This is a genomic window from Symbiopectobacterium sp., from assembly GCF_047692315.1.
GTDB lineage: Bacteria > Pseudomonadota > Gammaproteobacteria > Enterobacterales > Enterobacteriaceae > Symbiopectobacterium.
Map to the genome: position 1 here is coordinate 75,074 of NZ_JBLLJS010000021.1, position 20,452 is coordinate 95,525.

Genomic DNA, 20,452 nt, shown 5'->3' on the forward strand with positions numbered 1-20,452 from the left:
AGGGGGATTGGTCCGCCGTTTGGCCTGCCTTGTTGCAGATACGCGCACCCTGTGAAGATCCCGCACAATGGCATCTGCTCCGCTCCTGATAGACCGAATTTTGCGAACCAGCTCTGGGAAGCCACGGCCTTACCTGTTAGGCTAAGACGCCTTTTTGGGGCGCGATGATGAGTCTGTAGCCGAGCAGTGGCAACATGTGCTGCGCAGCTGACAAGGAGAGACGATGGTTTTGCAATCCACCGACTGGCTGGCGCTCAGTTATTTCACCTACTTTTTTTGCTATGGCATTTTCCTGCCTTTCTGGAGCGGCTGGCTGAAAGGGGAAGGTCTCTCCGCTGAAAACATCGGTTTGCTGCTCGGTGCCGGGCTGATCGCGCGTTGCGTTGGCAGCCTTTTCATCACGCCTTGTGTAAAAAACCCCGCCCATCTTATCAATGCGATACGTCTTTTGGCGTTACTGTCGCTGCTCCTTGCGCTCGGTTTCTGGCTGGGGAATGCCTGGGTGTGGCTGCTGTTGGTGATTGTGGGCTTTAATCTGTTCTTTTCGCCACTGGTGCCGTTAAACGATGGGCTGGCCGCCACCTGGCAGCGCCAGATCGCCATGGATTATGGCAAAGTGCGGGTCTGGGGATCGGTAGCCTTTGTGATTGGATCCGCCGTGACGGGGGAGTTAGTGGCCGCCTGGGGACACACGGCAATCCTGGCAACACTGACCGTTGGGCTGCTCTGTATGCTGTTGGGAATGCTACTGCGACCTTCCGTGATGCCGGTTGCCGGCGCGGGTGGAGAACACGCTGCGCCAGCAACGCCCTGGCCTCAGTTATTGCGTGAATCAGGCGTGTGGCGTTTCCTGGTTTGCGTTGCTCTGCTGCAAGGTGCGCACGCGGCCTATTACGGCTTTAGCGTCATCTACTGGCAAGGAGCTGGCTATTCGCCAGCCGTGATTGGTTATCTCTGGTCACTGGGCGTGGTGGCCGAGGTGGTGGTGTTTATGTTCAGCAAGCGCTGGTTTCAGCGCTTCAGTGCTCGCGATCTGTTGCTGCTGTCTGCGCTGTCAGGCATTGTACGCTGGAGCCTGATGGGAGCCACCGTAGCGCTGCCCTGGCTGATTGTGATACAGATATTGCACTGCGGTACCTTTACCCTGTGCCATCTGGCCGCGATGCGCTTTATCTCTTCGCGTCGTGGTGGGGATGTGCTGCGTTTGCAGGCCGTCTATTCGGCACTGGCGATGGGCGGCAGCATTGCGGTGATGACGGTGGTATCGGGCTTTTTGTTTGAGCATCTCCAGCACGGTACGTTTTGGGTGATGGCAGTGCTGGCGATTCCCGCGCTGTTTTTGCGACCCGCTGCGCCCGCTCAGCACCCGTAAAGCGGGTATCACATCCATTTCGGAATTAGGATGACACTCGGGAAATCCGGGTGTCATCACCTGCGTCAAGAGACGATACATTATGTTACTTTATAACACTTTCGGTGGTTGTTGCACTCGGTTAGGGTGGCGTTGGGGCATGCTGTTCTCACTGCTCGCACTCGCTATACCTTCGGCATGGGCGCATCCCCATAGTTTTATCGATATTCAGATCACGGTGGAAGGGGAGAACGACACCATCACCGGGTTACGTATGCACTGGACGATGGATCCGATTACCTCGGCAGACCTGCTCTACGATGCCGGTAATGCGAAAAGTGACTCTGAAATCTGGAAAAAGCTGGCGGCAGAAGTGATGGCGAACGTGTCGGGGCAACACTATTTTACCGAGATCTATCGGGATAACGCAGCGGTGAAGTTTCAATCGATGCCGACAGAATATCACCTGTCGCGGCAGGGTAACAAAGCGGTGCTGGAGTTTGTGTTGCCGCTGGCGCATCCGCAGGCCTTGAAAGGCGCGCCGCTACAGATTTCTACCTATGACCCGACCTATTTTGTCGATATGTCCTATCAGGACAAAAACGCTGTCCGCCTTGCGCCTGCGCTGGCGGAACACTGTAAAATATCGTTGTTTACCCCGAAACCTAGTGCTGATTTACGCTCTTATGCGCTGTCGCTGGATAAAGCCGATGCCCCGATGAGGATCTGGCGCTGGGGAAACAGTTTGCACAACGTATTACGCTGGAATGCCATTGACTGTGTTTGAAAAACTGAAACGCAAGCGCACATTGAGAATTTGCCTTGGCCTGTGGCCGTTAGCGGTTTTTTTACTGCTGCTGGCGGTGGGCACTCACGTGGCGCTGCGCTACTGGCCGGATATTCTGCTGCAAAGCGTTGCCTAGCAGAAGGTGATGCATCAGCGGATGTCAGCGCTGCTCGAGGCGGTGGATAAGCAGCCGCATCAGGCGGGGTTGAGCCTGCTGGCGTTCAGTCTGGTATACGGCATCTTGCACGCAGTGGGGCCGGGGCACGGCAAAGTCGTGATTACCACCTATCTTGCCACGCATCCGGCACAGCTTAAAAACAGTCTGAAACTGACGTTGGCGTCATCGTTGCTGCAAGGCATCATGGCGATTGTGTTGGTGAGCGTGACGTTGGGGGTTCTGCAACTCTCCAGCCGGGCACTGCACGCCAGCAGTTTCTGGATGGAAAAGGCCAGTTTTATGCTGGTGGCGCTGCTGGGATTGTGGCTCAGCGTGCGTGCCCTGAGGCGTCTGTGGGGCGCGTGTACCCATGCGCGACATGTGAGTATGCCAAAAATTCAACGCGTGAGTGTATTAACCCCGGGTTCGCGTGTGCGACCTTTAGCGCCTTCATCTGCGGTGACTGATGATGACGTATGCGGTTGTGGTCATCGCCATCTCCCTTCGCAGGCGGAATTGCAACGCGGTGATGACTGGCGCACCCGATTGGCGATTGTGTGTGCCATGGGGTTGCGTCCCTGCTCAGGGGCCATCCTGGTGCTCTTGTTCTCCAAAGTCATCGGCGTGTTTGCCTGGGGCGTTGCTTCCGCGCTCGCCATGGCGCTGGGCACGGCCATTACCCTCTCCGTGTTGGCGCTGTTGGTGTTCTTTTGCCGTCGAGTGATTGAACGCATGGGGCGCTCGCGTGCACCTGCGCTGTGGCAACAGGCGGCCTGGAGCACACTGTCTCTGACGGGCGGTATGGTGCTGTTCGGCGCCGGAGTTCTGCTTTACTTAACGGCACAACCTGCGATTACGGGTGGCATCCGCCCGTTTTCCTGACGTGCCTGATTCTGTTTTTTCTCCCTGACCGTTAGCTGGCGTCAAAAAGCCATTGCGTCTTCTCTGGCGCGCAGCATATCATTTTATACGGATAATGAGACTCATTATCCGTATAAAATCAGGGATAAAAATGAAGAAAACATTGCATTGGATAGCGGCCATCGCGCTATGGAGTATAACCTGCCTGTCATATGCCGCTCCAATCGTTATCGAAGATGTCAGTGGTCGCAAGGTTGAAATTGCTGGCGAAACCAAACGCATTATTTTGGGCGAAGGGCGACAGATTTACCTGCTGGCGGCCTTTGATACCGATGTACCGTTTAAACGCGTGGTAGGCTGGCGCGACGATCTGCCAAAAGCGGATTTTGATGGCTATATGGCCTATGAAAAACAGTTTCCGAGTATCACATCGCTGCCGACGTTTGGTGGCGCTAAAGACGGTACCTTTAACGTTGAGCAGGCGTTAACGCTTAAACCCGATTTGGTGCTGATGAACCTGGAATCGAAAGCGGCGACCGATGAAGGCAAACTGATTGAAAAGCTTGAGCAGTTGGGTATTCCGGTGGTGTTTATCGATTTCCGTGAGAAGCCGTTTGAGAATGCGGAAAAGAGTATTCACATCATGGGGCAACTGCTGAATAAATCGCAGCGTGTGCAGGAGATCATTCAGTTCCGCCGTGACCAGATTGCCGTGGTGGAAGAACGCTTGAAGCACTATCAGGGGCCGCGTCCCACAGCCATGATCGATCGCGCTGGCGGCTATGATGACGAATGCTGCATGTCCTTTGGTAACGAAAACTTTGGCAAGATGGTGGAAGTCGCCGGTGGGAGCAATATTGCCAAAACGGCGATCCCCGGCACCTTTGGCATCTTAAATCCGGAATTTATCATCAGTGCGCGTCCGGATGTGGTGATTGTGACTGGCGCAAACTGGAAGAACTATAACACGGCGAACAAGTGGGTTGGCGTCGGTCCAGGGGCGGACACGGCGGAAGCCACCAAACGTCTGACTGCGCTGATGCAGCGTTCGGCCTTCAAAACCTTGCCGCTGCCGTATCAACCGGGATATTGGGTAACATTGCCGCCGCAGCAGAAATAACTACGCATGAAAAAGCCCGCATAAATGCGGGCTTTATGACAGTTCAACGCATCAGCGATCACATCGTCGGCTCAGACACCAATCCATCGATCATCACCTGCGGTATGCCTTGAGAACAGCGCTCTATGCGCCCGCGCACACCATACACCTGCGCCAGGCTATCAGCGCTGATTACCTCGGCGGGGGCACCATCGGCAATCAGTTCACCGTTTTTCAGCATCAGTACATGGTCGCCGTGGCGCAGTGCAATATTGATATCGTGCACTACCACCAGCGTGACGATATTGCGCTTGCGCGTCTCTTTACGCACCAAATCCATCACGTGAAACTGATAGTTCAGATCCAAGGCGCTTAAGGGTTCATCCAGTAGCAGCAGGGAAGGTTGGCGAATCAGCGATTGCGCCAGCCCCACCAGTTGCTTTTGGCCGCCGGAGAGCTGATCCAGATAGCTCGTCGCCAGATGTTCAATGCCGAGCTGGCGCAGCAGCATGAGCACCTCATTATTCTCTTTCTCGCGCGAGTTCAAACCGCCCGAAGCACGCTGCGCCACGATGATCGATTCCAGCACATGCAAATGCACACCCGCGGGCAACGATTGCGGCAGATAAACTACCTGTTCCGCTCGCTTGGCGAACGGCAATTGCATCAGTTCAGTGCCATCCAGATGCAATTCACCTTTGGCATTGCCAAGCCCGGCCAGCGCGCGTAGCAGTGTCGATTTACCACTGCCGTTCGGGCCAAGCAGTACCGTAATTTTACCGCGCGGAAGCAGCGGTACGTTGAGATTCTGGATAATTTGTCGTTTTGGGTAACCTGCTTCGAAACGGGATATCCGCAAACCGGCGTGAGACATCGTTTGGTTCATACATTCCCCCGGTGGCGCAGGATAATGCTCAGGAAGAAGGGCTCCCCAACCGGCGATGTCACGATCCCAACAGGAATCATCACGCCGGGGATCAGGTTTTTAACGCTACCGACGCCAGCGATAACACCAGCGCACCAATCAGCGCGCTGGTGGGCAGATAGAAGCGATGATCTTCACCGAACACCATGTGGGCAATGTGGGGAGCCACTAAACCGATAAAACCGATCGGACCGACAAAGGCCACTGACAGCGCCGAGAGAATACTGATGCGCAGTAGCGTCGCCAGACGTAGACGGCGCACGTTGATGCCAAAACTGGTGGCACGATCTTCGCCAAGACGCAAAGCAGTCAGCTTCCATGAACTCATAAACGACAGTGGCATCATGACGAATCAGTGCCAGCACCAGCACACCCAGCTTTTCCCACGAGGCGCGCGCCAGGCTGCCCATGGTCCAGAACACCAGCCCCTGCAAGGTATCTTCATTGGCAATGAATTGCAGCATTGATACCAGCGCATTGAAGGTGAATACCAGCGCGATGCCAAACAGTACCACGCCGGACGTTGCAACGTTGGTCCAGCGGGTAATACCATCGAGCAACAGTGCTGCCATCAGCGCAAATAAAAATGCATTGGCGGAGATAAACCACTGGGCCGAAATGCCGGGAATACCAATCCCCAGCACAATCGCCAGAGCAGCGCCGAATGCGGCGGCCGAGGAGACGCCCAGAGTAAACGGGCTGGCTAACGGGTTATTCAGGATGGTCTGCATCTCCGCACCCGCCAACCCTAAGGCCAGCCCGAAGATCAGCGCCATCAGCGCATAGGGCAGGCGAATATCCCACACAATAACGCGGGTACCTGCATCGGCCTGCGCCGGGTTCGTCAGGGTTTGCCACAGCACATCGAGCGAAAGCCTAGACGGCCCCATGGTGAAGTCCAGCAGCAGAGACGCAACGATGGCGGCAACCAGCAGCAGCATGATCAGCAACCGGTGGCGCAGAATATCTTGATAATGGCGGAGGATATCCGATTCAGCCGCCTTCTGGCGGCTGATGTCAGTGGTGGTATTCATCGACTACTTGGCCAATTTTTGACTGAAAATAAACGGCGTGTCCGGAAGCTTGGTGAAGCGACGTACGATATCGTGGTAGGTCTGGTCCGGGTTTAATGCTGCCAGCGCTTGCGGGTAGGCAATTTTCGCCAGATATTCCATGCCGACAATGTTGTACGGATGGTTATAGAAGTGGTGATACACCCCGTAAACCTGACCTGCTTTGATAGCGGGGACTTGATCGATACCTGGGCGGCTCAGCAGCACATCGGCTTTCGCCTGGATATCCTCGGCCGTGGCGTTGTAGCCGAACGACAGAATTTTGTTGGCGCTGTTGCCGCGTTTGGAGCCGGTCATGATGTAGGCATCCGGTTTTTCTGCAATGACTTTTTCCAGCGAGATAAAACCGGTGGCACCCGGCAGCAGATCGGCGGCGATATTGGTCACCCCAACGGCTCTCAGCAAACCACCCCAGCCATTATCTTTATGGCTGAAACAGCAGGCATCGCTGTTTCCTGCAATAGGTTCGATAAAGACGCGCGGTTTGGGCGTAATCGCTGCGCTCTTTTGCTGGATGTCTGCGGCGTGTTGACGATAGAAGTCGGTGTAGGCTTTGGCGTTCTCTTCACGGTTGAGCACCTTGCCAAGCAGGTCGATGCTGTCAGCGGTGTTCTTGGCCGGATCGATTTCGTAATCGACAAACAGCAACGGAATGTACGGTTCGTTTAGCTTGTTGACGACGCCATTACCTTCGAGTGACGCCTGGGCACGCAGTTGCGCCACCATCAAATCCGGTTTTTTGACCAGCACGCTTTCCAGCTCGATATCGCCTTTGTCACCAAAGCCCATATCAAGAATGTTTTCCGCTTCCGGCCATTTACCCTTCAACAGATTCCAGGTGGCGGTATCCTGCTTTTTCGGCAGCTTGTTCCAGGCCACCAAACGCTGGAACGGATCGTCACGATCCAGCAGCGCCAGCGCCATAATGTCACGTCCGTCCTGTAGCACCAGATGCTTCGGTTCTTGTTGCAGGGTGACGGTATTGCCCGCCATATCGGTGAGGGTTAATGGATACTGTGTGGCGTGGCTGAAAAGCGGTGTGGCAAGAAGCGCGGTGAAGAACAGAGAGTTGATGGATTTTTTAAACATGGTGTCGTCCCGTTACCATCTGTCCTGATGAATTAAGCCTTTCCTAATACAAATCAGACAGATGTAATGCATTTGATAATCATTATCGTATTACCATACGCCAAAAGTTAACAGGATCGCAATGTAAGGAAAAATATCTGATGTTGTCCCTCCCACCGACGGCGAACGGGACAATGGACAGCCTTAGCGTTTCAGGGCTTCGCTAAGTTGTTCACGGATAGTTGCCAGAATGGACTTCACCATGCGCGGGTTACCTGCAACCAGGTTGCCAGAAGCGAGATAATTGTGGCCGCCCACGAAGTCAGTCACGATACCGCCCGCTTCACGCACCATCAGTTCGCCACCGGCGAAATCCCAGGGCTTCAGGCCAATCTCGAAGAAACCGTCTACGCGACCCGCGGCCACATAGGCTAGATCCAGCGCGGCAGAACCGATACGACGGAAGTCAGCGCAGGTGGTAAACAGGGCTGACACCATATTGATGTAAGAGGTGGCATGCTGTTTCTGCTTGAACGGGAAGCCAGTGGCCAGAATGGTGCCTTCCAGATCGCGGGCGTTGCCGCTGCGCAGACGATAGCCGTTCAACTGAGCGCCCTGACCGCGCGTTGCGGTAAACAGCTCATTGCGCATCGGATCGTAAACCACAGCCACTTCGGTGCGGCCTTTGATGCGCACAGCAATGGAAACAGCAAAATGGGGGAGACGTTTAACGAAGTTGGTGGTGCCATCCAGCGGATCGATAATCCATTGCACTGTGCCGTCTTCACCGACTAATTCGCCGCACTCTTCACCAATGATGGTGTGCTGGGGATAAGATTTGCGAATCACCTCAATAATCAGGCGTTCGGCGTCGCGGTCAACGTTGGTGACAAAATCGTTGCTGCCTTTTTGGCTCGCTTCAACGGCGTCAGGGGTTTCATAATTCTTGGCAATTAAATTACCGCCCTTGCGCGCAGCGCGCACAGCGATGTTAAGCATCGGATGCATGGTATCGTCCACTAGGATGTTAAAGAACAGAAAGCGAGGTGCAGTATAGCAGGGGAAAGAGAAAATAGCGAAGTCTGTGATACACTAACTCCTGTTTTTCACTCTTTTTTCTTCTTTATTACTGCTGAGTCAACATGTTAGAGAATATTCGCATCGTTCTGGTGGAAATCTCGCACACGGGCAACATGGGGTCCACCGCCAGGGCGATGAAGACCATGGGGTTAAAAAACCTCTATCTGGTGAATCCGCTGATCAAGCCGGATTCACAGGCGATCGCACTGGCCGCGGGTGCCAGCGATATTATCGGCAATGCCACGTTGGTGAACACGCTGGATGAGGCGCTGGCCGGGTGCAGTCTGGTGGTCGGCACCAGTGCGCGTTCACGTTCTCTGGCCTGGCCTATGCTGGAACCGCGCGAGTGCGGCGTACGCAGTGCGCGTGAAGCGCAGCACGCGCCAGTGGCGCTGGTGTTTGGCCGCGAACGCGTAGGTTTGACCAACGACGAACTGCAAAAATGCCATTACCACGTGTGTATTTCCGCCAACCCAGAGTACAGCTCGTTAAATCTGGCGATGGCGGTACAGTTGATCGCCTACGAAATTCGTGTCGCACATCTCGACTTGCTGGCGCAGACCGCACCGGAGGTCTCGGAAGAACCTTACCCGCTGGTTGATGACCTGGAACGCTTCTATACCCATCTGGAAGAAACGCTGCACTACACCGGTTTTATTCGCAAGGCACATCAAGGTCAGGTGATGCACAAGCTGCGCCGCTTATTTACCCGTGCGCGCCCGGAAGAGCAGGAGTTGGCCATTCTGCGCGGCATTTTAAGCTCAGTGCAGAAAAACCGGCATGACAGCAAGGAAGAGAACGGCGTAGAATAAATACCTGAGTGAATCACTCGGTTAAATAGTTGACTAAAACACTCGGGAATGTCAGACTCAAAGGGTGCTATGCAAGTACATGCATTCTCAGTGCATGTTTATAATAACCGTGTTCGATAATAAGCTGTTTTATCTATACAGGTACCACTATATATGAGACTGACATCAAAAGGCCGTTATGCCGTTACCGCCATGCTTGATGTGGCGCTGCACTCCAAAGAAGGGCCGGTTCCTTTGGCTGATATTTCCGAACGGCAGGGAATATCACTGTCGTATCTGGAACAACTGTTCTCTCGCTTGCGCAAAAACGGACTGGTTTCCAGCGTCCGTGGGCCGGGCGGTGGCTACCTGCTGGGCAAAAACGCCAATGAAATCGCCGTCGGTGCCGTGATTTCTGCCGTAGACGAATCCGTCGATGCGACCCGTTGCCAGGGGCGTGAAGGCTGTCAGGGCGGCGATTGTTGCCTGACGCACACACTGTGGCGCGATCTCAGCGACCGTATCACCGATTTCTTGAACAATATCACGTTGGACGAACTGGTGAATAACCAGGAAGTGCTGGATATAGCGGATCGTCAGGATGCCGACATTCGTCGCACCGCTAACGGACGTATTCAAGAAACTATTAATGTTAATCTGCGCGCCTGACAGTTCATCCTCGCAGGAATAATAAAAACAAAACGCATTGTACGCATTGTACGCATTGTACGTTTTGAAGTGATGTACGGAGTTTATGAGCAATGAAGTTACCCATTTATCTAGACTATTCAGCCACGACGCCGGTTGATACGCGCGTGGCTGAAAAAATGATGCAGTTTTTGACCCTGGACGGTACGTTTGGCAACCCGGCTTCCCGCTCTCACCGCTTTGGTTGGCAGGCGGAAGAGGCGGTGGATATCGCGCGTAACCAAATCGCCGATCTGGTCGGTGCCGATCCGCGTGAGATTGTGTTTACTTCAGGCGCGACCGAAGCGGACAACTTGGCCATCAAGGGGGCTGCCAACTTCTATCAGAAGAAAGGCAAGCACATCATTACCAGCAAGACCGAACACAAGGCCGTGCTGGATACCTGCCGTCAGCTCGAGCGTGAAGGCTTTGAGGTGACTTACCTTGCGCCGCAGCGTAACGGTATTATCGATCTGCATGAGCTCGAAGCGGCAATGCGTGAAGACACCATTGTGGTTTCCATCATGCACGTGAACAACGAAATCGGTGTGGTGCAGGATATCGCGGCTATCGGCGAAATGTGTCGCGGCCGTGGCATTGTATTCCACGTCGATGCGACGCAGAGCGTGGGCAAACTGCCTATCGATCTCAGCAAGATCAAAGTGGACTTGATGTCTTTCTCCGGTCATAAAATCTATGGCCCGAAAGGCATTGGCGCGCTGTATGTGCGTCGTAAACCCCGTATCCGTATCGAAGCTCAGATGCACGGCGGTGGCCACGAACGCGGTATGCGTTCCGGTACCCTGCCTGTGCACCAGATCGTCGGCATGGGTGAAGCGTACCGTATTGCCAAAGAAGAGATGGCAACGGAAGTGGCTCGTCTGAGCGCACTGCGTCACCGTCTGTGGAACGGCATCAAGGATATTGAAGAGGTGTACCTCAATGGCGACCTGGAACAGGGCGCGTCGAATATCCTGAACGTCAGCTTCAACTATGTCGAGGGTGAATCCCTGATCATGGCGCTGAAAGATCTAGCTGTCTCTTCCGGTTCTGCCTGTACCTCTGCGAGCCTCGAGCCATCCTATGTGCTGCGTGCGCTGGGCATGAATGATGAATTGGCGCACAGCTCGATCCGCTTCTCTCTCGGCCGCTTTACTACCGAGGAAGAGATCGACTACACCATCGATTTGGTACAGAAATCCATCGGGCGCCTGCGTGACCTTTCCCCGCTGTGGGAGATGTTCAAGCAGGGCGTGGATCTGACCACTATCGAATGGGCTCATCATTAATTCGCGGCACGGGGAACCTTAATCATGGCATACAGCGAAAAAGTTATTGATCATTACGAAAATCCGCGCAACGTCGGCTCCTTTGACAATGCTGATCCCTCGATTGGCAGCGGTATGGTGGGCGCTCCGGCGTGTGGCGACGTAATGAAATTGCAAATCAAAGTCAGCGACAACGGCATTATTGAAGACGCACGTTTTAAAACCTACGGTTGTGGCTCGGCCATTGCTTCCAGTTCGCTGATCACCGAGTGGGTGAAAGGCAAGTCGCTGGACGAAGCTGAAGCGATCAAAAACACCCAGATCGCTGAAGAGCTGGAACTGCCGCCGGTGAAAATTCACTGCTCTATTCTGGCGGAAGATGCCATCAAAGCAGCGATTGCAGATTACAAAAGCAAACGCACAGCGAAATAATCTGTCAGCGAACCGTGCTGCCCGGCGTGAATACGTTGGGCAGCAGGCGTGCTAACGATACCGAGGTTGTTGTATGTCTATTTCTCTTAGCGATAGCGCAGCGCAACGTGTAAGCACTTTTATGGCAAATCGAGGCAAAGGCGTCGGCCTGCGCCTGGGCGTGCGGACGTCAGGTTGCTCTGGCATGGCTTATGTGCTTGAGTTTGTTGACGACCTTAACGACGACGATGTGGTGTTTGAAGATAAAGGGGTGAAAGTCATCATTGATGGCAAAAGCCTGGTTTACCTCGACGGCACGCAACTGGATTTCGTCAAAGAAGGTTTGAACGAAGGGTTCAAGTTCAATAACCCCAACGTTAACGGCGAATGCGGCTGCGGCGAAAGCTTTACGGTCTGATTCGTTTTGCCCGTGTTAACGGGGGTATGCTCATGACGCATTGGCGCAGGGCGGCTACCCGTTAGCGCCAGAATGTCCGAGCACACTATGGATTACTTTACGTTATTCGGGCTGCCGGTTCACTACAACGTGGATGGCAGCCTGCTCCTTTCTCGTTATCAGGAACTGCAACGTCAGTTTCATCCCGATCGTTTCGCCACGGCTCCCGAGCGAGAGCGTCTGCTGGCAATCCAGCAGGCTGCTACGGTTAATGATGCTTACCAGTCGCTGAAACATCCGCTGAAACGCGCTGAATATATGTTATCGTTGCACGGTTTTGATCTGGGTAACGAGCAACACACGATGCGCGATACCGCCTTTCTGATGGAGCAATTGGAAGTGCGCGAGCAGTTGGATGCGATTTCGCATCAGGCAGATGCTGAAGCCGCGCTGGCTGATTTTGCTAACGAGTTAACGGCCATGATACGGCAGCGCAGTGCGCAGATGCAGTCCGAATTGGCGCAGGCGTCGTGGTCTGTGGCCGCAGATACAGTGCGCAAACTCCGCTTTTTGGATAAGCTGCAACAGCAGGTGGAACAACTCGAAGAACAACTGCTGGATCGCTAATCTACGCAGTGATGCACATAATCGAATAACGTCCTTTTTTCTCTCGTCGGCGCAACTGTGGCACCGACAGCCAATTGATGGAAGCTCAATATGGCCCTATTACAAATTAGTGAACCTGGCCTGAGCGCGGCACCACACCAGCGCCGTCTCGCGGTGGGGATTGATTTAGGCACTACCAACTCGCTGGTGGCAACGGTGCGCAGCGGCGAAGCACAAACGCTGGCGGATGCCGAAGGGCGTGAACTGCTGCCGTCGGTGGTTCGCTACGGCGCAGAAAGCATCGACGTCGGTTGGACGGCGCAGGCGCAGGCGGTGAACGATCCGGCCAATACCGTCAGCTCTGTCAAGCGACTGATGGGGCGCTCGCTGGCCGATATTCAGCAGCGCTATCCGCATCTGCCTTATCACTTTCAGGCCAGCGACAACGGCTTGCCCGTGTTGCAAACCGCCGCTGGTAACAAAAACCCGATTCACGTTTCTGCCGATATCCTCTCTGCGCTGGCGGCACGTGCTGAAGCGGCGCTGGGCGGCGTGCCGGATGGCGTGGTGATCACCGTTCCCGCCTATTTTGATGACGCACAGCGCCAGGGCACTAAAGACGCCGCGCGTCTGGCCGGGCTGCATGTGCTGCGTTTGTTGAATGAACCCACGGCGGCAGCAATCGCCTACGGGCTGGATTCAGGCAAGGAAGGGGTGATTGCTGTCTACGATCTTGGCGGCGGCACCTTTGATATCTCCATTCTGCGTTTAAGTCGCGGGGTGTTTGAAGTGCTGGCAACCGGCGGTGATTCTGCGCTCGGCGGCGATGATTTCGATCACCTGTTGGTGGAATGGTTACGTGAGCAGGCTGGCGTCGACGATCGGTCTGATGCCCGCGTGCAGCGCGAACTGATTGAAACCGCGCTGTGCGCCAAGGTTGCGCTTAGCGCTGCGCCGTCAGTGACGGTGCAGGTTGGAAGCTGGCAGAGAGAGTTGAGCCGTGAACAGTTTGATGCGCTTATCGAGCCGCTGGTAAAACGCACGCTGCTTTCCTGCCGTCGGGCACTGAAAGACGCGGGCGTTCAGGCGGATGAAGTGCAGGAAGTGGTGATGGTGGGGGGCTCAACCCGCGTGCCGCTGGTGCGCTCGCGCGTAGGCGATTTCTTTGGCCGTACGCCCCTTACCTCGATCGATCCAGATAAAGTGGTAGCGCTGGGCGCCGCCATTCAGGCAGATATTTTGGTGGGTAACAAGCCGGACAGCGAGATGCTGCTGCTGGATGTGATTCCACTTTCACTCGGTCTGGAAACCATGGGCGGTCTGGTCGAGAAGGTGATTCCGCGCAACACCACCATCCCGGTGGCGCGTGCGCAGGAGTTCACGACGTTTAAAGATGGTCAGACCGCCATGATGATCCATGTGCTGCAAGGGGAACGCGAGCTGGTGCCGGATTGTCGCTCATTGGCGCGATTCTCGCTGCGCGGCATTCCGCCGCTGCCCGCAGGCGGTGCGCGCATTCGCGTCACCTTCCAGGTGGATGCAGATGGCCTTCTGAGCGTCACGGCGATGGAGAAATCCACGGGCGTGGAAGCATCGATTCAGGTCAAACCGTCGTATGGACTGAGCGATGATGAAATCGCTGCGATGATCACCGATTCGATGCAGAATGCCCAAAGCGACGTGGCGGCACGTATGTTGGCGGAACAGAAAGTCGAAGCGGCAAGGGTGCTGGAAAGCGTGCAAAGCGCGCTGGCAGCCGATGCGGACTTGCTGAGTCGCGAAGAACAGGCGGCCATCGCTCAGGCGGTGTCGGCGTTGCAACAGGTGAGTGCAGGCAATGACGTCGCGCTGATTGAAGCCGCAATAAAAACAGTAGATCAACAAACCCAGGGGTTCGCCGCGCGTCGCATGGATGCTTCCATTCGTCGGGCGCTGGCAGGACACTCTGTGGATGAGGTGTGAGCATGCCTAAGATAGTTTTTTTGCCTCATCAGGATTTGTGTCCTGAAGGCGCGGTATTGGAAGCCAAAGCGGGCGAGACGATTCTGGACGTCGCCCTGCGCAATGGTATTGAAGTCGAACACGCCTGCGAGAAATCCTGTGCGTGCACCACCTGCCATTGCATTGTGCGCGAAGGGTTTAATTCTCTCGCGGAAAGCACAGAAGATGAAGACGACATGCTGGATAAAGCCTGGGGGCTGGAGCCAGAAAGTCGTCTGGGCTGTCAGGCGCGTGTAGCGGGCGACGATCTGGTGGTTGAGATCCCGCGTTACACCATTAACCATGCCCGCGAGCATTAACAGGAGCCGCATATGGGATTGAAATGGACAGACAGCCGTGCCATTGGTGAAGCGCTGTATGACGCGTTTCCCGATACGGACCCGAAAACGGTGCGTTTTACTGACATGCACCGCTGGATTTGCGAGCTGGATGAGTTTGATGATGCACCGGATGCTTCCAACGAAAAGATCCTGGAAACGATACTGCTGGTGTGGCTAGACGAAGCAGAATGATTATTCGGGGCTGCCTGACGGGCGGCCCTTTTTTTCAGCGCTAACCGCTGTTAAGTAAATTATCCACGGAGCTGATATGACAAGCGAAGCTATGCAGATTTCACTCTCCACCCAGCCCGCTGATGCGCGCTGGGGAGAAAAAGCGTCGTTAAGCGCGAACGAACAGGGATTCACTATTCATCTGCCTGCAGGGGCTGCGCTGGGCACCATTCAACGCGCGGGGCGCAAGATTGATGGGCAAGGTATCAAGCACGTCAAGCTGGTTGGCGAAGGTTGGGATCTGGAAACCAGCTGGGCGTTCTGGCAAGGATATCGTGCACCGAAAGGTAAACGTACCGTTGAATGGGCACCGTTGGAAGATGCGCAGCGTAAGGCGCTGGATCTGCGCTTGAAGGTCGTCGACTGGGTGCGCGATACCATTAACCTGCCCGCAGAAGATCTGGGGCCAGAGCAACTGGCAACGCGTGCGGTGGATTTGCTGCACGATGTGGGCGGCAATGCTGTCAGTTATCGCATTACCAAGGGTGGAGATCTGCGCGATCAAAACTATATCGGTCTGCACACCGTGGGGCGCAGTTCTGAACGCCCGCCAGTGTTGCTGGCGCTGGATTTTAACCCGACCGGCAGCCCGGATGCACCGGTGTTTGCTTGTCTGGTGGGAAAGGGCATCACCTTTGACAGCGGCGGTTACAGCCTGAAGCCGAGTGGGTTCATGGATTCCATGAAATCCGATATGGGTGGGGCGGCGCTGGTTTCCGGCGCGTTGGCGCTGGCAATTGCACAAGGATTAACCCGTCGCGTAAAAATCTACCTGTGTTGCGCCGATAATATGGTGAGCGGTAATGCTTTCCGTCTGGGGGACATTCTGCGCTACCGTAACGGTAAGACGGTTGAAGTCATGAACACCGATGCGGAAGGGCGTCTGGTGCTGGCGGATGGCCTGATCGACGCCAGTGCGCAAACCCCGCAGTGGATTATCGATTGTGCGACGCTCACCGGTGCGGCGAAAACCGCGCTCGGTAACGACTATCACGCCCTGTTCAGTTTTGACGATGCCTTTGCTGAACGCCTGCTCACCAATGCCAAACAGGAAAACGAGCCGTTCTGGCGCTTACCCCTGGAAGAGTTCCACCGCTCACAACTGCCGTCCAGTTTTGCTGAGCTGAATAACGTCGCAGGCGCGGCGAACAGCGCTGGTGCCAGCACGGCGGCGGCGTTCTTGTCGCATTTTGTGTCGTCTTACCAAAAAGGTTGGCTACACATTGACTGCTCTGCCACTTATCGCAAAGGGGCGGTGGAGCAGTGGGCGACCGGAGCGACCGGTTTGGGCGTGCGCACGCTGGCTAATCTGCTGCTGAGCGGAGACCAGGACTGAGTGAAAATAGGGCTTGAGTGAAATAAAAGTATGACATTTACACCGCAAAACAAGCTGGAAGAGGTACTGATGAAGGCGACTACCGAGCCTGCTCATCGGCCTGAGTTTTTCACTGAACTGATGGACGCGACCGTCTATATCATCGGCAACAGCGATGACGCGAGCGAACAGGGAGCCAGTACGCTGCCTGTTGGCAGCCAGGTTGAGATCCAGCACTGGGAAAAACTGGATGGCAGTACGGCTATCCCATTTTTCTCCTCACTGGAAGCGTTGCAGATGGCTATCTCAACGGAAGCCTCTTTTCTGGCGCTGCCTGCGCGCTCGCTGTTTGAATTGACGCAGGGGCAAACGCTGTTCCTTAATCCTAAACTTCCCTACGGCAAAGAGTTCCTGCCGCAGGAGGTGGAGCATATGCTGGCGGGAGAAGGCAATGGCTTTGTGCAAAGCCGCGTTGTTGAACAACCGATGGAAGTGCATCTCAGCCAGCCAGATCCCTCCCCCGATCAGATGATTGATTCGTTGACGCAACTGCTTGCCAAGCACCGTCCGGTGCGCCGTGCGTGGGTTGCGCAGATTCAGGAAGGTGAAGCGGAGCCTAATCTGTTGATCGCTCTGGAACTGGTCGATTTGAACGAGGTTGAGGCAGTTGTTCAGGCGGTGGGCACCGTTGCCAGTGATACCGTCGTGGGCGATCAGCCGGTGGATATTTGTCTTGTCGATAAGGAAGAAAAGGACGGCGTAAGCCACTATTTTCTGCACCACGCCACGCCGTTTTATGAGCGTAAGTGGGGTAGCTTCCTGCGCGAGTTCAAACAGACGGGCAAAGCGTAATTGACCTTATGCATCCCCTGTCAGGGGATGCCATCTACTCCGGGTTGCCCGTGGTCGCCCGCAGCAGCAGTAAATCAATCAGCAGCACCAGATTGGACTCGAACGAGCTGACCTCTCCTGCTTCGGCAGCAAAATGAACGGCGTCATCATGCAAGCGAAAATGCAAATCTGCCACGTTGGCGAGTGGATTCAACGACGCGCGGGTGAATGCGACGACCGTCATGCCGATGTTCCTGGCGATTTGCGCTTTTTCAATCACCTGCTCGGTTTCTCCGCTGCGCGAGATCGCGATAAAAATCTGGCATTTGGGCGCATTGCTAAGAAAAATCCCTTTACTGTCTCCAAGGCCGGAGACAAACGCATCTTTGCCGAGTATTTGCAGTTTTTTGGCGAAATACTCGGTGAACAAATGAGAGAACCCGGCACCGTAAAGAAAAAAATGGCTCTCGTGGCGCAAGATATGGCAGAAGGCGTCCATCAAAGCGGGCGTCACGTACGCGAAGGTTTTTTCGTAGTTGGCGACAAAATGGCGATAGGCTTCGGGTATGCCGTCGCTGGCAAGGGGGGAGTGGCTAGCAGCAGACGCGCGTGGTATCTCGGCTAGCAGCTGTTTGCAGTGGTAGATGAATTCGCTGTAGCCGCTGAATCCCATTTTTTGGCATAGGCGCACGATGGTCGCCGTAGAAACATAGGTTTGCTGCGCCAGTTCACGCACCGTGATTTTGCCGATCAATGACGCATGCTCGGCGATAAAAACCAGCACGCGATGCTCTGCACGCGTCAGATCTCTGCCGTGATGAACCAGTGACGTCAACCGGCTATCCATCGTGATGCTCCTGCGCGGCAATCAACCTTGCGCGATAGGGGTATCGTCCTGACCGCCCCATTCGCTCCAGGCGCCGTCGTAAAATGTGACATTGGGCACGCCCAACTGCGTAAGTGCCAGGATTACCACCACTGTTACGCCGGAACCGCAGCTGGCAACAATCGGGCGGCTGAAATCCACGCCCGCTTTATGCAGAATGGTTGCCAGTTCAGGGCTGGGTTTCAGGGTACCCTGTGTCACCAGATCCCCCCATGGCACGTTCAGACTACCGGGAATATGGCCGCGATGCAGGCCCGGGCGGGGTTCATCCACTTCTTCCCGAAAACGCGGGGCGGGGCGCGCATCGACGATCTGCGCTGAACCATCGCGGCTGATCGCCAGCACCTCTTCACGAGAACGGATCGCGCCTTCGGTCAGTACAGCGTTGAAATGCGCTTTTGTGGGATGCGCCTCTCCCTGCTCAATGGGATAGCCCTGCGCTTTCCATTCGGCGAGCCCGCCGGAAAGAATGGCCACCTGACGAGCACCAAAGTGGTTTAACATCCACCAGGCGCGCGGGGCAGAGAACAGGTTACCTTCATCGTAAATCACCAGCGATTGCTGGTCGCTGATACCCAATTCGCCCACGGTGCTGGTGAAAGCTTCCGCGCTGGGCATCATATGGGGTAACGAGGTGTTGGGATCGGACAGCGCTTCAATATCAAAAAAAAACCGCGCCGGGCAGATGCCCTGAGCGGTATTCAGCATCGATATCCCGGCTGGTTTCACCCGGAGGTAACATGCGCGCATCGATCAGTGTGATGTCATCGGAAGCCAGATGCTCCGCGGGCCAGTCGGCGGAAACAAATAAACGGGAAGAGGAAGCTGACATATAAACCCCACGCAAGGATGGTGCGTGCCACCCTGAGTGAAACAGTGGTAAATATTGTCAGCCATTTTTCCTTTTCCGACAAGCAGCTATTCGGATTTACCTGTGTTCACCGCCACGCCGTCGCGGTAGGCCTGTTTCAACTGCGGCCAATATTCCCGGTTCGCCGCGATCATCTCATCAAGGATCGCTTTGGCATGTTGCATGGTGGGCACGGTACGATTGAGGGTAAACGCCTGCAACGCTTTCTCGTAGCTGCCTTCAAGGGTCGCTTCCACCAGTAATTGCTCGGAGGCCAACTGCTGCTCCAGCAGCGCACGGTGGAAAGTAGGCACATTCACCATGCGCACCGGTTCCGGCCCATGAGCGGTAATATAGGCAGGCACTTCCACCATCGCATCATAGGGAAGATTGGCAATAGCCCCTTTGTTCTCAACGATCACCAGATGGCGCTGGCGCAGATCAAACGCCAGTGAGCAGACTACGTCGACAATAAACGCCCCGTGCACGCCGACATGGAATGCATCCGGTAAAATGCCGGTTTGTTTATAGGTGGCTGCGGCGGCAAACAGCTTCTTCTCACGTCCATCCATCACTTCGTTGGCGCGGGTGTAGTTGGGATCCTGATGCGCGACGATGTCGTTAGGCATCAGATAGTACTGCAAATAGGGATTCGGCACGAATTCCGGGAAATGATCCATTACCGGCTTGATATTGCGCTAGGTTTTCACCCAGGAGGGATCGGCGTGCTGGGGATCGGTGTCGGCAGCATTCGCTGTCAGCAGGCCATAACGTGCGATATGCTCACGCAACTGCGGTAAGCGATCTTCACCGTCTACCAACACGCGGGTAAACCAGCCAAAGTGATTCAGGCCGAAGTAATCAACGGTGATCTCTTCGCGGTTTACGCCCAGCACCGCAGCAATATTGCGCATCGCCGCCACCGGCATATCGCAGATATTGAGCACTCGCGCGTCAGGGCGCAGGCGACGGATCCCCTCCGCAACAATGGCAGCCGGATTGGAGTAGTTAACAATCCAGGCCTCCTTGTGTGCGAAGCGCTCAACCAGATCGATCAGTTCCACCATCGGCAGAATGGTGCGCAGGCCATAAGCCAGTCCACCGGGACCGCAGGTTTCTTGCCCAACGACGCCGTGACGTAGCGGGATCTTCTCATCCTGCCCGCGCATTTTGTATTGCCCAACGCGCATCTGCGCAAACACAAAATGTGCGCCGGAAAAGGCCACTTCCGGGTCGGTGGTGACGCAGAAACGAATACTGTCTCTGTGATCGCGAATCACCTTTTCGACCACCGGAGCGATGGTGTCCTGACGTTGACTGTCGATGTCATACAGGCGGATCTCGGCGAGCGGGAAGTCCGTCAGGCGTACCATCAGGCTTTTCACAATGCCTGGCGTATAGGTGCTGCCGCCGCCGGCAATGGTCAGGATGAAAGGGGGTTTGGTCATCGTCTGTCT

The 20,452-nt window shown here is 55.2% G+C and carries 17 protein-coding genes and 5 pseudogenes; 15 read left to right on the plus strand and 7 right to left on the minus strand.

What is annotated here, in order from left to right:
- Window positions 1-223: 223 nt before the first annotated feature.
- The 4 genes and pseudogenes from ACMZI0_RS11285 (at window position 224) to ACMZI0_RS11300 (ending at window position 4,276) form a co-directional block, all read left to right on the plus strand.
- Window positions 224-1,372, plus strand: coding sequence for a 3-phenylpropionate MFS transporter (locus ACMZI0_RS11285; protein WP_415673037.1), 1,149 nt, complete (start codon window positions 224-226; stop codon window positions 1,370-1,372).
- A gap of 139 nt (window positions 1,373-1,511) precedes the next feature.
- Window positions 1,512-2,128, plus strand: a pseudogene (locus tag ACMZI0_RS11290) (DUF1007 family protein).
- Window positions 2,119-3,177, plus strand: a pseudogene (locus tag ACMZI0_RS11295) (nickel/cobalt transporter). The pseudogenes ACMZI0_RS11290 and ACMZI0_RS11295 overlap by 10 nt, the downstream one beginning before the upstream one ends.
- Window positions 3,178-3,307: 130 nt before the next feature.
- Window positions 3,308-4,276 carry an ABC transporter substrate-binding protein gene (locus tag ACMZI0_RS11300; RefSeq protein WP_415673038.1) on the plus strand — a complete coding sequence of 323 codons (969 nt, stop codon included), beginning with the start codon at window positions 3,308-3,310 and terminating at the stop codon, window positions 4,274-4,276.
- 58 nt (window positions 4,277-4,334) lie between these two features.
- Here ACMZI0_RS11300 and ACMZI0_RS11305 read toward each other — a convergent pair whose 3' ends face one another.
- From ACMZI0_RS11305 to suhB, 4 genes and pseudogenes are all read right to left on the minus strand, one after another.
- Complete coding sequence (locus ACMZI0_RS11305) at window positions 4,335-5,129, minus strand: ABC transporter ATP-binding protein (RefSeq protein ID WP_415673115.1); 795 nt, start codon at window positions 5,127-5,129, stop codon at window positions 4,335-4,337.
- A gap of 8 nt (window positions 5,130-5,137) precedes the next feature.
- A pseudogene (locus ACMZI0_RS11310) lies at window positions 5,138-6,214 on the minus strand (FecCD family ABC transporter permease).
- 3 nt (window positions 6,215-6,217) lie between these two features.
- A complete protein-coding gene (locus tag ACMZI0_RS11315) occupies window positions 6,218-7,342 on the minus strand; it encodes an ABC transporter substrate-binding protein (RefSeq protein ID WP_415673039.1) in 1,125 nt (374 codons plus the stop codon).
- A 183-nt stretch (window positions 7,343-7,525) separates the two neighbouring features.
- A complete protein-coding gene (gene suhB, locus ACMZI0_RS11320) occupies window positions 7,526-8,329 on the minus strand; it encodes an inositol-1-monophosphatase (RefSeq protein WP_415673040.1) in 804 nt (267 codons plus the stop codon).
- Between the two features lie 134 nt (window positions 8,330-8,463).
- On the opposite strand from suhB, the gene trmJ reads away from it, so the two are divergent.
- The 11 genes from trmJ to sseB all read left to right on the plus strand — a co-directional run bounded on the left by trmJ (window position 8,464) and on the right by sseB (window position 17,280).
- Window positions 8,464-9,213: a tRNA (cytosine(32)/uridine(32)-2'-O)-methyltransferase TrmJ gene (trmJ, locus tag ACMZI0_RS11325; protein WP_415673041.1), complete on the plus strand. Its 750-nt coding sequence runs from the start codon at window positions 8,464-8,466 to the stop codon at window positions 9,211-9,213.
- Window positions 9,214-9,366: 153 nt separating this feature from the next.
- Entirely contained in the window at window positions 9,367-9,861 is a 495-nt protein-coding gene (gene iscR / locus ACMZI0_RS11330; RefSeq protein WP_415673042.1) for a Fe-S cluster assembly transcriptional regulator IscR, read from the plus strand.
- Window positions 9,862-9,953: 92 nt separating this feature from the next.
- Entirely contained in the window at window positions 9,954-11,168 is a 1,215-nt protein-coding gene (locus tag ACMZI0_RS11335; RefSeq protein WP_415673043.1) for an IscS subfamily cysteine desulfurase, read from the plus strand.
- 24 nt (window positions 11,169-11,192) lie between these two features.
- Complete coding sequence (gene iscU / locus ACMZI0_RS11340; protein WP_195315164.1) at window positions 11,193-11,579, plus strand: Fe-S cluster assembly scaffold IscU; 387 nt, start codon at window positions 11,193-11,195, stop codon at window positions 11,577-11,579.
- A gap of 73 nt (window positions 11,580-11,652) precedes the next feature.
- Window positions 11,653-11,976, plus strand: coding sequence for an iron-sulfur cluster assembly protein IscA (iscA, locus tag ACMZI0_RS11345; protein WP_415673044.1), 324 nt, complete (start codon window positions 11,653-11,655; stop codon window positions 11,974-11,976).
- 87 nt (window positions 11,977-12,063) lie between these two features.
- Window positions 12,064-12,582 carry a co-chaperone HscB gene (gene hscB, locus ACMZI0_RS11350; RefSeq protein WP_415673116.1) on the plus strand — a complete coding sequence of 173 codons (519 nt, stop codon included), beginning with the start codon at window positions 12,064-12,066 and terminating at the stop codon, window positions 12,580-12,582.
- Window positions 12,583-12,672: 90 nt separating this feature from the next.
- Window positions 12,673-14,523, plus strand: coding sequence for a Fe-S protein assembly chaperone HscA (gene hscA, locus ACMZI0_RS11355; protein ID WP_415673045.1), 1,851 nt, complete (start codon window positions 12,673-12,675; stop codon window positions 14,521-14,523).
- A gap of 2 nt (window positions 14,524-14,525) precedes the next feature.
- Window positions 14,526-14,861 (plus strand): ISC system 2Fe-2S type ferredoxin, encoded by a 336-nt coding sequence (gene fdx, locus ACMZI0_RS11360; protein WP_415673046.1) that lies wholly within the window; start codon window positions 14,526-14,528, stop codon window positions 14,859-14,861.
- A gap of 12 nt (window positions 14,862-14,873) precedes the next feature.
- Complete coding sequence (gene iscX, locus ACMZI0_RS11365) at window positions 14,874-15,074, plus strand: Fe-S cluster assembly protein IscX (RefSeq protein WP_415673047.1); 201 nt, start codon at window positions 14,874-14,876, stop codon at window positions 15,072-15,074.
- A 76-nt stretch (window positions 15,075-15,150) separates the two neighbouring features.
- Window positions 15,151-16,449 (plus strand): aminopeptidase PepB, encoded by a 1,299-nt coding sequence (pepB, locus tag ACMZI0_RS11370; RefSeq protein ID WP_415673048.1) that lies wholly within the window; start codon window positions 15,151-15,153, stop codon window positions 16,447-16,449.
- A gap of 30 nt (window positions 16,450-16,479) precedes the next feature.
- Window positions 16,480-17,280: an enhanced serine sensitivity protein SseB gene (sseB, locus tag ACMZI0_RS11375; RefSeq protein ID WP_415673049.1), complete on the plus strand. Its 801-nt coding sequence runs from the start codon at window positions 16,480-16,482 to the stop codon at window positions 17,278-17,280.
- A gap of 34 nt (window positions 17,281-17,314) precedes the next feature.
- On the opposite strand, the gene ACMZI0_RS11380 is transcribed toward sseB, so the two are convergent.
- From ACMZI0_RS11380 to ACMZI0_RS11390, 3 genes and pseudogenes are all read right to left on the minus strand, one after another.
- The gene (locus ACMZI0_RS11380; protein ID WP_415673050.1) at window positions 17,315-18,106 is read right to left on the minus strand and encodes a MurR/RpiR family transcriptional regulator; all 792 of its coding nucleotides are present in this window, start codon (window positions 18,104-18,106) and stop codon (window positions 17,315-17,317) included.
- Window positions 18,107-18,127: 21 nt separating this feature from the next.
- Window positions 18,128-18,977 (minus strand): annotated as a pseudogene (gene sseA / locus ACMZI0_RS11385) (3-mercaptopyruvate sulfurtransferase).
- An 86-nt stretch (window positions 18,978-19,063) separates the two neighbouring features.
- Window positions 19,064-20,443, minus strand: a pseudogene (locus ACMZI0_RS11390) (6-phospho-alpha-glucosidase).
- Window positions 20,444-20,452: the final 9 nt, after the last annotated feature.